The 13231-nt window shown below is 62.0% G+C and carries 9 protein-coding genes; 6 read left to right on the top strand and 3 right to left on the bottom strand.

From position 1 onward, the window contains the following. Nucleotides 1–35: 35 nt before the first annotated feature. The 6 genes from A6U98_RS08960 to A6U98_RS08935 all read left to right on the top strand — a co-directional run bounded on the left by A6U98_RS08960 (nt 36) and on the right by A6U98_RS08935 (nt 6031). Complete coding sequence (locus A6U98_RS08960) at nt 36–794, top strand: SprT family zinc-dependent metalloprotease (RefSeq protein WP_064649339.1); 759 nt, start codon at nt 36–38, stop codon at nt 792–794. A 177-nt stretch (nt 795–971) separates the two neighbouring features. Then, on the top strand, nt 972–1640 hold the full coding sequence (locus tag A6U98_RS08955; protein WP_064649338.1) for a phosphoribosylanthranilate isomerase: 669 nt from the start codon (nt 972–974) through the stop codon (nt 1638–1640). A gap of 2 nt (nt 1641–1642) precedes the next feature. Further along, entirely contained in the window at nt 1643–2863 is a 1221-nt protein-coding gene (gene trpB / locus A6U98_RS08950) for a tryptophan synthase subunit beta (RefSeq protein ID WP_003544114.1), read from the top strand. A 3-nt stretch (nt 2864–2866) separates the two neighbouring features. Further along, a complete protein-coding gene (gene trpA / locus A6U98_RS08945; RefSeq protein ID WP_012759560.1) occupies nt 2867–3706 on the top strand; it encodes a tryptophan synthase subunit alpha in 840 nt (279 codons plus the stop codon). A gap of 39 nt (nt 3707–3745) precedes the next feature. Continuing rightward, nucleotides 3746–4651, top strand: coding sequence for an acetyl-CoA carboxylase, carboxyltransferase subunit beta (accD, locus tag A6U98_RS08940; protein ID WP_064649336.1), 906 nt, complete (start codon nt 3746–3748; stop codon nt 4649–4651). Nucleotides 4652–4678: 27 nt separating this feature from the next. Next, nucleotides 4679–6031, top strand: a complete 1353-nt coding sequence (locus A6U98_RS08935) for a folylpolyglutamate synthase/dihydrofolate synthase family protein (RefSeq protein WP_197496363.1) — start codon at nt 4679–4681, stop codon at nt 6029–6031. 67 nt (nt 6032–6098) lie between these two features. Here the strand turns inward: A6U98_RS08935 and trxA are convergent, their stop codons facing one another. From trxA to addB, 3 genes are all read right to left on the bottom strand, one after another. Beyond that, on the bottom strand, nt 6099–6419 hold the full coding sequence (gene trxA / locus A6U98_RS08930; protein ID WP_003544118.1) for a thioredoxin: 321 nt from the start codon (nt 6417–6419) through the stop codon (nt 6099–6101). Between the two features lie 75 nt (nt 6420–6494). After that, a complete protein-coding gene (addA, locus tag A6U98_RS08925; protein ID WP_064649332.1) occupies nt 6495–10046 on the bottom strand; it encodes a double-strand break repair helicase AddA in 3552 nt (1183 codons plus the stop codon). Further along, nucleotides 10039–13230 (bottom strand): double-strand break repair protein AddB, encoded by a 3192-nt coding sequence (gene addB, locus A6U98_RS08920; RefSeq protein ID WP_064649330.1) that lies wholly within the window; start codon nt 13228–13230, stop codon nt 10039–10041. Before addB ends, addA begins: the two co-directional genes overlap by 8 nt. Nucleotide 13231: the final 1 nt, after the last annotated feature.

The raw sequence follows: 13231 nt of genomic DNA, 5'->3' as shown, positions 1-13231 counted from the left end.
TTTAGATCTGCCGGCGAATCGTATAGAAAACACGCATGTTCTCGCTTCTGAAAACAAGGTCGAAGGCGCGAAAGCCGGCTCCGCCTGAAAAGCGGACGCTCGACGTCGCTGGCCGGCTCATGCCGCTGACGATCAAGCAGCATGACCGGGCGACACGCATCACGCTGCGCATCGAACCAGGTGGCCGCGCCTTGAAGATGACGGTGCCGAAAGGCCTTGCGGCGCGTGAGGTCAATGCCTTCCTCGATCGTCACCAGGGCTGGCTGCTCACCAAGCTCGCCAAGTTTTCGACCGATGCCGGCCTGCGTGACGGCGGCGAAATCCTCCTTCGCGGCGTTTCCCATCGCATCCAGCATAGCGGCAGCTTGCGCGGGCTGACGGAGGTGGTTTCGATGGATGGCATGCCGGTGTTGCGCGTCAGCGGCATGCCGGAACATGTTGGACGGCGCATCGCGGCCTTTCTCAAGAAGGAGGCGCGCGCCGATCTTGCACGACTGGCGACGATACATGCCGCAACGATCCGGGCGCCGATCCGCTCGATCTCGATGAAGGATACCCGCAGCCGGTGGGGCTCGTGCTCGTCGGAGGGAAATCTGAGCTTTTCCTGGCGTATCGTCATGGCGCCGCCTTCGGTGATCGACTATCTCGCCGCCCATGAGGTCGCCCATCTCAAGGAAATGAACCACGGCCCGCACTTCTGGGCCCTCTGCCGTAAACTTTGCCCCGGTATGGAGGAGGCGAAGTCCTGGCTCAAGCGGCACGGCAGCCAGTTGCATGCCATCGATTTCGACTAGCGCATAACCCCGAAATCGGCGTCGATTTTTCGGGAAGCATTATGCGCAGATTTAAAGTGATAGAACGTCCCGAGCGCGTCCTTTGGACGCGCGGCGCTCTAGCCGAGAGCCGCGCTAAATTCAGCGTCCGTCGCAAATTGGCTCGACTCTTTCCGCATTTCGTGTCACTTCGCTGCCATGAGACCGGATATCAAGATCTGTGGCTTGAAGACGCCTGACGCTGTTGATCGCGCGCTGAAACGCGGCGCGACCCATATCGGTTTTATCTTCTTCGAAAAGAGCCCGCGCTATATCGAGCCGGACTTGGCGGCAAAACTTGCCGAACCTGCGCGTGGCAAGGCGAAAATCGTCGCCGTCGTCGTCGATCCGACCAATGATGAACTCGACGAGATCGTGTCATTGTTGAAGCCGGATATGTTGCAGCTCCACGGAAACGAGAGCCCCGAACATGTGCTGACCATAAAGGCGCTCTATGGTCTGCCTGTGATGAAGGTCTTTTCGGTCCGCACGGCAGACGACCTGAAGCGCGTCGAGGCCTATATCGGCATCGCCGACCGTTTCCTCTTCGACGCCAAAGCGCCGAAGGGCTCGGAACTGCCTGGCGGCAACGGTATTTCCTTCGATTGGAGCCTTCTTAGCTGGCTTGACGGCAGCGTCGACTACATGCTTTCCGGCGGGCTGAACAAGGACAATGTCGCAGAAGCGCTTTTCATCACCAAGGCACCGGGTATCGACGTCTCCTCGGGAGTCGAAACTGCGCCTGGCGTGAAGAGCGCCGCGAAGATTGATGAATTTTTTGACGCGGTCGAAAAGGCGAATGCGCCGATGATGGCCTCAGGGAGTTGAGAGTGAACGAGACGCCTAAACCGAATTCCTTCCGTTCCGGCCCCGATGAAGATGGCCGTTTCGGCATTTATGGCGGTCGTTTCGTCGCCGAAACATTGATGCCGCTGATCCTTGATCTGCAGGACGAGTGGAACAGGGCAAAGAACGATCCGGCATTCCAGGCCGAATTGAAGCATCTCGGCGCGCATTATATCGGCCGCCCGAGCCCGCTCTATTTCGCCGAGCGGCTGACGGCTGAACTCGGTGGCGCGAAGATCTACTTCAAGCGCGAGGAGCTGAACCATACCGGCTCGCACAAGATCAACAACTGCATCGGCCAGATCCTGCTCGCCAAGCGCATGGGCAAGACCCGCATCATCGCCGAAACCGGTGCGGGCCAGCACGGCGTAGCCTCCGCGACCGTTGCCGCCCGCTTTGGCCTTCCCTGCGTCGTCTATATGGGCGCCACCGACGTCGAGCGTCAGGCGCCGAACGTTTTCCGCATGAAGCTGCTCGGCGCGGAAGTCAAGCCGGTCACGGCAGGCAGCGGCACGCTGAAGGACGCCATGAACGAGGCGCTTCGCGACTGGGTTACCAATGTCGAGGATACCTACTACCTGATCGGAACGGCAGCCGGTCCGCATCCCTATCCGGAGATGGTCCGCGATTTCCAGTCGGTGATCGGTATCGAAGCGAAAGAGCAGATGCTGGCGGCCGAAGGCCGCTTGCCTGATCTGGTCATCGCTGCCGTCGGTGGCGGCTCGAACGCCATCGGCATTTTCCATCCTTTCCTGGATGATCCCTCGGTCAAGATCGTCGGCGTCGAAGCCGGCGGCAAGGGTCTGCAGGGCGACGAACATTGCGCCTCGATCACCGCCGGTTCGCCGGGCGTGCTGCACGGCAACCGCACCTACCTGCTGCAGGATGGTGACGGTCAGATCAAGGAAGGCCATTCGATTTCGGCCGGTCTCGATTATCCCGGCATCGGCCCCGAACATTCCTGGCTGAACGATACCGGTCGCGTCGACTATGTGCCGATCATGGACCACGAAGCGCTCGAGGCTTTCCAGACCCTGACCCGCCTCGAAGGCATCATCCCGGCGCTCGAGCCCTCGCATGCCATTGCCGAGGTGATCAAACGCGCACCGACGATGGGCAAGGACGAGATCATCCTGATGAACCTCTCCGGCCGCGGCGACAAGGATATCTTCACCGTCGGCAAGATTCTGGGAATGGGACTGTAAGACATGACCGCACGCATGGACAAACGCTTTGCCGAGCTGAAGGCCGAGGGCCGTCCGGCGCTTGTGACCTATTTCATGGGCGGCGATCCTGATTATGACACCTCGCTCGGCATCATGAAGGCGCTGCCGGAGGCGGGCTCCGACATCATCGAGCTCGGCATGCCCTTTTCCGATCCGATGGCCGACGGCCCGGCGATCCAGCTGGCCGGCCAGCGCGCCCTGAAAGGCGGCCAGACGCTGAAGAAGACGCTGCAGCTGGCGGCCGATTTCCGCAAGACGAACGATGCGACGCCGATCGTGATGATGGGTTACTACAACCCGATCTATATTTATGGCGTCGAGAAATTCCTCGATGACGCGCTCGCCGCCGGCATCGACGGCCTGATCGTCGTCGATCTGCCGCCCGAGATGGATGACGAACTCTGCATTCCGGCCATCCGCAAAGGCATCAATTTCATCCGCCTGGCGACGCCGACGACGGATGAGAAGCGCCTGCCGAAGGTACTGAAGAACACCTCCGGCTTCGTCTACTACGTCTCCATGAACGGCATCACCGGTTCGGCGCTGCCCGATCCGTCGCTGGTTTCGGGCGCGGTCGAGCGCATCAAGCAGCACACCAGCCTGCCCGTCTGTGTCGGCTTTGGCGTCAAGACGGCGGAACATGCAAAGGTCATCGGCGGTTCGGCCGACGGCGTCGTCGTCGGCACCGCGATCGTCAATCAGGTCGCGACCAGCTTGACGCATGACGGAAAGGCAACGGCGGACACGGTTCAGGCCGTTGCCACGCTGGTGCGCGGCCTTTCCACGGGAACACGTTCGGCGCGCCTTGTTGCTGCCGAATAGTTTGCGCACATTGGAAAAAGTCTATCAGGAGTATTCGAGTTGAACTGGATCACCAACTACGTTCGCCCGCGGATCAATTCCATGCTGGGCCGTCGCGAAGTGCCGGAGAACCTCTGGATCAAGTGCCCGGAAACGGGCGAGATGGTCTTCCACAAGGACCTGGAAGGCAACAAATGGGTCATTCCGGCGTCTGGTTATCACATGAAGATGCCGGCCAAGGCGCGGCTGGCCGATCTTTTCGACAATGGCGAATTCGAATCGCTGCCGCAGCCGAAGGTCGCCCAGGATCCGCTGAAGTTCCGCGATTCGAAGAAATATAGCGATCGCCTGCGCGACAGCCGCCTGAAGACCGAACAGGAAGATACGATCCTCGCCGGTGTCGGAAAGGTGCAGGGACTGAAACTCGTGGCCGTCGTGCACGAATTCAACTTTATCGGTGGTTCGCTCGGCATGGCCGCCGGCGAGGCGATCGTCAAGGCTTTCGAGCGTGCGACGTCTGAGAAGTGCCCGTTGGTGATGTTCCCCGCTTCGGGCGGGGCGCGCATGCAGGAAGGCATCCTGTCGCTGATGCAGTTGCCGCGCACGACGGTTGCCGTCGACATGCTCAAGGAATCCGGCCAGCCCTATATCGTCGTGCTGACCAACCCGACGACCGGGGGCGTCACGGCCTCCTATGCCATGCTTGGCGATATTCATCTGGCAGAACCCGGCGCGGAAATCGGCTTTGCCGGCAAGCGCGTGATCGAGCAGACGCTGCGTGAAAAACTGCCCGAAGGCTTCCAGACCGCCGAATATCTGCTGGAGCATGGTATGGTCGATATGGTCGTCAAACGTCACGATATTCCGGAAACGCTGGCGCGCCTCTTGAAGATCCTGACGAAGAAGCCGGTTTCTGCGGCGAACGACATGAATAGTGGCGCGATTGCTCTGGCGGCGAGCGCCTGATAACCGACAAGCAGGCGGGGTGCCGAATTGATACCCAGAGGCCAAACCGCGGTGAGTGAGGCAGCACAGGAGATCGACAAGCTCATGGGATTGCATCCCAAGGGCTTCGATCTGTCTCTCGATCGCATCACCCGTCTTCTCGATGTGCTCGGCAATCCGCACAGGAAACTGCCGCCGGTGATCCATGTCGCCGGCACCAATGGCAAGGGATCTGTCACTGCCTTCTGCCGCGCCCTGCTCGAAGCCGGCGGCTACAGCGCTCACGTCCACACCTCACCGCACCTCGTCAATTGGCACGAGCGTTATCGGATCGGAGTCAAGGGCGGACGCGGACAGCTTGTCGACGACGCCGTCTTTGCTGAGGCTGTGCGTCGCGTGGCCGATGCCAATGCAGGACAGCACATCACCGTCTTCGAAATCCTGACGGCGGTCACCTTCATTCTGTTTTCCGAACATCCGGCCGATGCTGCGATCATCGAAGTCGGTCTCGGCGGCCGGTTCGACGCCACGAATGTCATTTCCGACCCGGCCGTCTCGGTCATCATGCCGATTTCGCTGGATCACCAGCCCTATCTCGGCGACAGGGTCGAGTTGATCGCGGCCGAAAAGGCCGGCATCATGAAGCCGGGATTTCCCGTTGTCATCGGTCATCAGGAATATGACGCAGCACTCGACGTGCTGATGTCGACGGCCGAGCGGCTGCATTGCCCGAGCACGGTCTTCGGGCAGGATTTCATGGCGCATGAGGAATATGGCCGGCTCGTCTACCAGGATGAATTCGGTCTTGCCGACCTGCCGCTGCCGCGCCTCCCCGGACGGCATCAATATGCCAATGCCGCCGCCGCCATTCGTGCCGTCAAGGCGGCGGGTTTCACGGTCACCGAGACGATGATGGAAAAGGCGATGAGTTCGGTCGAATGGCCGGGCCGGCTGCAGCGTCTGAGCGAGGGCCGGCTGCTGTCGCATGCGCCCGCCGGTGCCGAGATCTGGATCGATGGCGGACATAATCCGGGTGCCGGCGAAGTGATCGCCGAAGCCATGGCCAATTTCGAGGAGCGCCAGTCTCGGCCGCTTTTCCTGATTACCGGGATGATTAACACCAAGGATCCGGTCGGCTATTTCAAGGCCTTTACCGGCCTGGTCGAGAAGGTTTTCTGCGTGCCGATCCGCGGCAGCGAGGCGATGATCGATCCCGTGATATTGTCGAACGCCGCTTATGATGCCGGTTTGGTTGCCGAACCGATGTTGACGGTCGGCGATGCGTTGGAAGCGATCAAAGCCGTTCTCGATCCAGAGGCATTGCCTCCGCGCATCCTGGTCGGCGGCTCTCTCTATCTCGTCGGCGACGTGCTTTCCGACAATGGCACGCCTCCGAAATGAAGGCCGCGAAATGAAAAAGCCCGGTTGAACCGGGCTTTTTCGTCAATGTGATGTAAGTCGATATCAATCAGGCAGCGCTCGAAATCCAGTTCGAAAGTGCAGTCTTCGGCTTTGCGCCGACAGAGATATCGGCAACTTCGCCGCCCTTGAAGATTGCAAGGGTCGGAATGGAGCGCACACCGAACTGTGCAGCGAGTTCCGGGTTTTCATCGATATTCAGCTTGGCGACCTTGACCTTGCCTTCCATCTCGACGGCGATTTCTTCGAGGCTCGGAGCGATCATCTTGCACGGACCGCACCATTCGGCCCAGAAATCGACGACGACGGGTTCTGCGGATTCCAGAACTTCCGACTGGAAGTTATTGATATCGACTTTCACGGTAGCCATGGGCTGCTCCTTTAACGGAATTGGGTGTTGAACCACATGTGATGGTGCGGTGCCGAATTTTCAATGTCCGGTATTTCACTTTGTCTTGACCGCTGCAAGCGCCAAACCGAGCGCCTTTTCGCTCAGCGTGAAGAGCGAGGCGTTCTCGGTATAGACAAGCATGCAATCGATACGCCTATCAGGATAGAGCGGCGCCAGGATCTCGCGATAGATCGCCAGCTGCGCCCGGTGCGCGAAGGGAACAGCTTCTTCCGTTGTCGGCGGCACCCGATTGGTCTTGTAGTCGAGAATGACGACGCGATCGGTAAGAACGGCAAGCCGGTCGATGCGGCCGGAGACGGCATAGCGCCGGCCTTCGAGCGTCAATGTTCCCATGATCGAGACCTCGGGCTGGGCCTGAACGCCGAGGACGGCCTGCAGACCTTCCTCGTCCAATAGTTTCAGAACCGAATCGACAAGCTTGCGCCGTTCGGCTTCCGGCCAGAATCGCGCCGCTCGTTCGGCATAGCGGCTTGCCGCATCCGGCCGTTCGGCAAGCGGAATTTCGGGAAGCGCCTGCAGCATGCGATGGATCAGCCTGCCCTTCTCCAGTGAGTGATCGCTGCGCTCCTTCTCGCCGAATAGCGGCGAGACCACCAGTAGGCCACCCTCGTCTTCGTCGATGATCGTCCCGGCGCCGGAAGGGCTGAGCGGCCGAGGCAGCTCAGCCTGCGGCGGCAATGGCCGCAACAGGCCGTCCGGCAAAGTCTCCTCGCCGTCGCGCTCTTGCCTGCGATCGATACGCTCGAAGCTTCGTTCCACCCGTGGCACGCGCCATCTGATGCCTGGCCATTCCCCATCGGGACCGGAGAATGTGGCCGCTTCTACATGCGGATGGTCGTCGCGCAGTGCTGTCGAAATCATCATATGCCAGGTGTCGTTGTTCACGCGCACGCCACGATAGCCGCAGACGACCAGCCGGTCGGCGGCGCGCGTCATGGCGACATAGAGCAACCGACGATATTCTTCTTCCGCCAGCATCTGGATACGCGCGGCATCATCCTGGGTCATCGAATTGGCGAGATCGGAGACAGGAACCCAGACGGGCATCGGCGGCTCGTCTGGGCCGGTCTCGATCAGGCGAAGCTTTGGCAGATGGGTATGGGTGAAGGCCTTCGAACCGCCGTCGACAAGGAAAACGATCGGTGCTTCAAGACCCTTGGAGGCATGCACCGTCATGATCCGCACCTCATTGCGCCCCTTGTCCTGCTCGCGCTTCATTACCGGTGCTTCGAGTTCCAGCGTCGAAATGAAGGATTGCAGGCCGGGAAGGCCGGAGCTCTCATGGTCGAGCGTGAAGGTCAGGAATTCGTCGAGAATATCGCTGACCTCGGTGCCGAGACGGGCAAGGAATTGCCGCCGTCCCCCATAGCTACCCAGCACGCGCGCATAGAAATCATGGACCGACAGGCTCCTGGACTGCCGGAGAAACAGCTCCAGCCTCTCGACGGTAGCACGGAAACGTTCGGTGCCGTCCGCGGCGAAGCTTTTGAGATGGCTCCAGACGCTCTGATTGTCGCCGCGCAATGCGGTGATCGCAAAGATGTCGTCCTCAGAGAGATCGAAAAGCGGGCTCTTCAGCACAGCGGCAAGCGAAAGATCGTCTTCCGGCAGAAGCAGGAAGCGGCCGAGCGCCAGCAGATCCTGCACGGCGATATGGCTGGTCAGCACCAGCCTGTCCGCGCCGGCGACCGGAATGTCGCCGCGGCGTTTCAGCGCCCGCGTCAACGCATTGACGAAGGCGTCGCGCTTGCGCACCAGCACCAGAATGTCGCCGGCCTCGATCAGGCGCTCCTTGCCTTTGTCGACGATCGCTTCGCGACCGACGAGCGTGCCGATCGAATGGGCGATCCGCCGCGCGAGGATCGCGGCCGGCGCGCTTTCCGGCGTCGCATCGAAGGGCGCCGTCCAGTCCTCCTCCTTCACCACCGCTTCCGGCGCAACCATCTCCCAGAGGTCGACGGCGCCGGGATGCCCGATGCGGCTGGAGCGATGCACGACCGGTTCGCCGAGCGCGCTGAGGCCGCGCGCGTTCTCGGGTGCCTTGAAAATGTGGTCGACGGCCTCGAGCACGTCGGCGGTTGAGCGGAACGACAGCGGCAGCCGCACGGAGGAAAAACTCTGCCCGCTATCGGAAACGCGCCGTCGCGTCCGGTCGCTCTCCTCGGAAAAACGCTCGGGCCGCGCCCCCTGGAAGGAATAGATCGACTGCTTTTCGTCGCCGACGGCAAACAGCGTGCGTACGATCGGCCGGGCGCTTTCGCCGGAGAAAAAATCTTCGGCGAGCGACTGGATGACACTCCACTGGATCGGGCTGGTATCCTGCGCCTCGTCGACGAGGATATGATCGATACCCCGATCGAGCTTGTAGTGGATCCACGGACCGACGCCACTTTTCGTCAGGAGGTCGGCAGTGCGGGTGATCAGGTCCTCGAAGTCGAGCTGGCTGCGTTGCTTCTTCAGTTCTTCATAATCGTGATTCAGCCGGTCGGCGAGCACGAGTGCTGCATGCGTGGCGCCATACATCCGCATCAGTTTCAGCCGGTCGCGGCTTGCTGCGACATGCGCGCGAGCAATGGCGATGGCCTCCGCGAGCTGCGGTGCCTCGGCAAGCATGGCCTTGACGAAGAATTGCGAGTCCGCCTTGGGCTCGCCCTTCACTGTCAAAAAGATTTTCTCGAGGATCTCAGCGCGCCTTGCGTCATCGCGCTCCCGCCCAGCGAGCCTGAGGCCATAGGCAACCTCCTGTGCCTTCGCGCCGCCTTTCTGGTCGGCGAGCGAAAGATAAAGCTCCAGCGTGCCGCCCGAAAGCTCGGGCAATGGCCAATATTGCGCCGCGATCCCGCTTTCCGTGTCGCCAGCGGCGAGACCCAGCCTCTTGCGCAGAACCATTTCCACGCCGCCTTGCTGTTCGGCCGTCGCGGTGAAACGACGAATGGCATTGCGGTTGGCGACGATGTCGCCGAGCAGGTTCTCCAGTCCGGATTCGTCGCCGAGATTGAGCACATAGGCGAATGCCTCGGCAAGCGCGCTGTCTTCGTCAGGCGCCGTTGCCGTCAGCAGCGCCCGGCGCGCATCGGAAAGCAGCGCCACCGCCGCGCGATCGTCGAGAACCGAGAAATGCCCGGCAACGTTGGCCTCCAACGGGAACTGATGCAGCAGTGCCTCGCAAAAGGCATGGATCGTCTGGATCTTCAGTCCGCCGGGAGTCTCCAACGCCTTGGCAAACAGCCGGCGTGCCTCGGCAAGCTTCAGCCCGTCGGGCGCCATGCCTTCGATCTGTGTGATGCGACGGCCGAGGTCTTCATCGTCAAGCACCACCCATTCCGCCAGCCGTTCGAAGACCCGGTTCGACATTTCCGACGCCGCGGCCTTGGTGTAGGTGAGGCATAAAATGGCGGAAGGCCGCGCACCTGATAGCAGCAGCCGGATGACGCGCTGTGTCAGCACATGCGTCTTGCCGGAACCGGCATTGGCCGAGACCCATGCTGAACGCAGCGGATCGGAGGCAATCGCCTGCTGGATCGTCGTCCAGCCGATCCACGCGCCCGGATCGTCGTCGTTGGGAAGGGCGGTCACATCACTCATCGCCGCCCTCTTCGGTTTCGGCCGTCGACCATTCGGAGACGCGGGCGAGATGATCATAGTCGCCGCCGAAATCGAATTGCTGGGCCGGGATCAGCCGCGAGGTAAAGCCTCTTTCGTTGGATTGCAGCAGCCCCACGAATTTGACGAGCTGATCGATCGATTCGGCTGCGAGATCCATCGCCGATTTCGCCTTGTCGCTGCGGGCAGAGCTCTCGTTGTTGACGGTATCGACCTGGAAGCGGCTTCCGGGACGCAGACGCACATAGAGAAGGTCCTGCGGCACGAGGCTGCCGGCATCGCGGAAGGCGCCGGCGCTCAAGGCGGCCGCTTCGAGCGCAAGCTGCGGATCGAGAAGCACGCGCGCCTGCGCCGGCGAGGGATTGTAGCCGGTCTTGTAGTCGATGATATCGGCGGCGTTTGGCCCGGTGACGTCGATCCGGTCTGCGACGCCAGTGAGCCGGATATTGATCGACTCCAGCTCCATGCCGCCCCGTACCTCCGTCAGCGTTCTAAGGATGCCATGCCGGCGTCCAGCCTCCCATTCGAGGAAGGCGCGGGCCACTGCGCGAAAGCGCGGCCGCCACACGGCATCGATATGCGGCGGCAACTTCTCCATGTCGAAAAGCTCGGAAAGGATGCGCTCCATCGCCGCTTCCGCATCCGGCGTGCCGGCGATATGAGCTTCGCGAATGAAACGGTCGATGATCTTGTGGTAGAGCGTCCCGCGTTCGGCCGCCCCTGGATCGCGATTGAACGGGTCGACGGGGTCGAGCCGTAGGATGCGACGGGCATAGATGGCATAGGGATCTCGGCGCAGCCGGCCGACTTCGCTGAAGGAATAGGATTTCGGCTGCAGCATCAGCGGCGGTTTCGGCGTAGGGCGCTGCGCCGGCGCCTGAGCATCTCCTCGATCGATGAGAGCGGCCCACTGCAGGAAACGATTGCCGCGTCCCCTCAATTCCGCCTCGAACGCCTCTCCGCCGAGCGCCAGCAGCCGCTGCAGCCAACGCGAGGCGACGGTCGGCGTCGAGCCCTGGCGCAGCGCGCGCGAATAGATCAGATGGCGCGTGCCGTTCGCCATCTCGAAATCATGCGCCAGCTGGCCGATGCGCCGCTCCGGCGGCTCGAGGCCGATCTCCGTCTTCATCATTCGCGGAATGAAGGGATTGTTGGCGGTCTGCCCCGGCCAGGTGCCTTCGTTCAGGCCGCCGAGGATCAACGTATCAACGCTCTGCAGGCGGGCTTCCAGCGTGCCGAAGATGAAGAGCCTCGGATGGCTGAGCGCTCGTGGCTTCACCGCATGACCGGCGGCGAGCGCTGCCATGATGTCGATCCATTGCGGTCCGTCGGCCTCCATCTGGCCGTCCGTGTCGATCACTTCACTGAGCAGGGCGGCGAGGGCGTCTCCCGCTTCGTTCGACCAGAGATCGGCGAGATTGCCTTGCGGATCGACCGAGACCGCTTCAAGCGAACGGCCGGTGCGTTCTGCCCATCCGGACAATGTGAAGCGCGCGGTTCTTCCGCGATCTTCCGGCCGGTGCCGCATCAGGGCCGAAGCCAGAGGCTCGGTCGCTTGTGTAACCCGCCGGGCAAGGTCGTATGCGGCGTCGGCTGCCTCGGGCGAAAGCGCTTTTCGCCATTGCGGCGCATGCCTGTCCAGGGCCTGTTCGGCGAGTTGGTGAGCGAGCAGCGGTTCCAGCGTGCTGATATCCACCTCTGCCACGCCACCGCGCAGTGCCAGCAGCTCGAGCGCCTCGGTAGCGGAAATCAAGGCGCCGCGTTCCAGACCAAACCGGGCAAGCGGATGTTTGAGCAGCGAGACGATCGCCACCGGATCGCCCGGCCGCAGCGCCGCCTCCAGCAGCAATTGCAGCAAGGTGCCCTGCGGCATGGCCGAAAGCGGTGTGCCCGCCGAATCGTCGGCGAGGATGCCGAAGCGGGAAAGCTCGGCCATCACCCGCCGCGCGAGATTGCGGTCCGGAGTGATGAGTGCTGCCCGGCTCTCGCTGTCCAGTCCTGGTCTCTCCAGTGCCAGCCTGAGTGCGATGGCAATCGCGGTTGCTTCCTCGCGCTCATTAGCGGCTTCGATCAACGAGATATCAGAGAAAGCCGAAGACAGCGCGCCTGCCGGCAGTTCGTTTTTCCACGCCCCCCAGTCGCTGGTCGCCTCCGCCGGCGCAAGTGCGCGCGAGAGGATTTCGGCGCGCCGGTCAAGATCGGTCTCCGGTCGGTCGAGGAGCGTGACGTCGGCCCGTGTCAGCTTCAGCCGCTTGAGCAGCGACGACAGGCCATATTGCGGGTGGCTCCGGCTTGCGGGATTGGCATATTGGCCGGGCGCCGGTTCCGGCGCGACCATCTGCCAGTGCTTTTCGGGCATGGAGAGATCGAGACCGGGAAGCACGATCACACCTTCAGGCAGATGGGCGACGGCGGCGATGAGATCGGCGGTGGCGGGAACGGAACCCGTCGAACCGGCGATGATGATCGGTCCGGTGGGTTTCGTCGCCGAAAGCCGGCTTGCTTCGGCCCGGAGAATGGCGTTTCTGTGCCGCGCCGGCGAGGATTTGCCGAGTTCGGAAAGCCGCTCGGGCCAGAAGGCGCTGGCGATCTGCAGAAATTCTGCCGTCAGCTGCCACCAGGCGGCATAGTCGCCGGTGTCGAGCTTCGACAGCTCCGACCAGTCGAGATCCTCGGTTTCGATCGAATCGATCAGCTCCGCAAGATTGCGGGCGAGCCAGATCGCATCCGCGGGACTTGCCGGCGCAACGAGCGGCGAGTCCGAATGGATGTGGCGGACGATCTCCGGCAGCTTGTTTCGCCAGGCAAGGATCAGACGCGCCAGCTCCAGCAGACGGGCGGTATTCGACAGCGGCTGAGCGAGATCGATTGTCGCCGGCAGCGCCTCGTCGAAATAGCCGCTATCGTCATCGGTTTCGCCGAGCGGACGGATGACCGGCAGGATCGCCGAGCAGCCGCCGAGCAGGTCGACGAATTCGGAACGCAGCACACGCACGGCGCGCCGGGTCGGCAGGTAGATCGTCACTTTGGCAAGCGATAGCGGATCATTGGCGTCGTGCCGGAAAATCGGCGTCAATCGGCCGTCGCAAAGTGTCGTCGCCAGCGTTTTCAGGAAGGAGAGGCCCGCCGGAATCGTCAGGATGCGTGGCTGGTGCCGCTCTGCCATC

Source organism: Rhizobium sp. WYCCWR10014 (assembly GCF_001657485.1).
Classification (GTDB): Bacteria; Pseudomonadota; Alphaproteobacteria; order Rhizobiales; family Rhizobiaceae; genus Rhizobium.
The sequence above is the reverse complement of the archived record's forward strand: the minus strand, read 5'-3'. Positions and strand labels throughout refer to the sequence as shown.

Bases quoted from the DNA above. Each gene is read 5' to 3' on its own strand.
- A6U98_RS08960 (WP_064649339.1), top strand. From the start codon at position 36: ATGTTCTCGCTTCTGAAAACAAGGTCGAAGGCGCGAAAGCCGGCTCCG.
- A6U98_RS08955 (WP_064649338.1), top strand. From the start codon at position 972: ATGAGACCGGATATCAAGATCTGTGGCTTGAAGACGCCTGACGCTGTT.
- trpA (WP_012759560.1), top strand. From the start codon at position 2,867: ATGACCGCACGCATGGACAAACGCTTTGCCGAGCTGAAGGCCGAGGGC.
- trxA (WP_003544118.1), bottom strand. From the start codon at position 6,419: ATGGCTACCGTGAAAGTCGATATCAATAACTTCCAGTCGGAAGTTCTG.
- addA (WP_064649332.1), bottom strand. From the start codon at position 10,046: ATGAGTGATGTGACCGCCCTTCCCAACGACGACGATCCGGGCGCGTGG.
- addB (WP_064649330.1), bottom strand. From the start codon at position 13,230: ATGGCAGAGCGGCACCAGCCACGCATCCTGACGATTCCGGCGGGCCTC.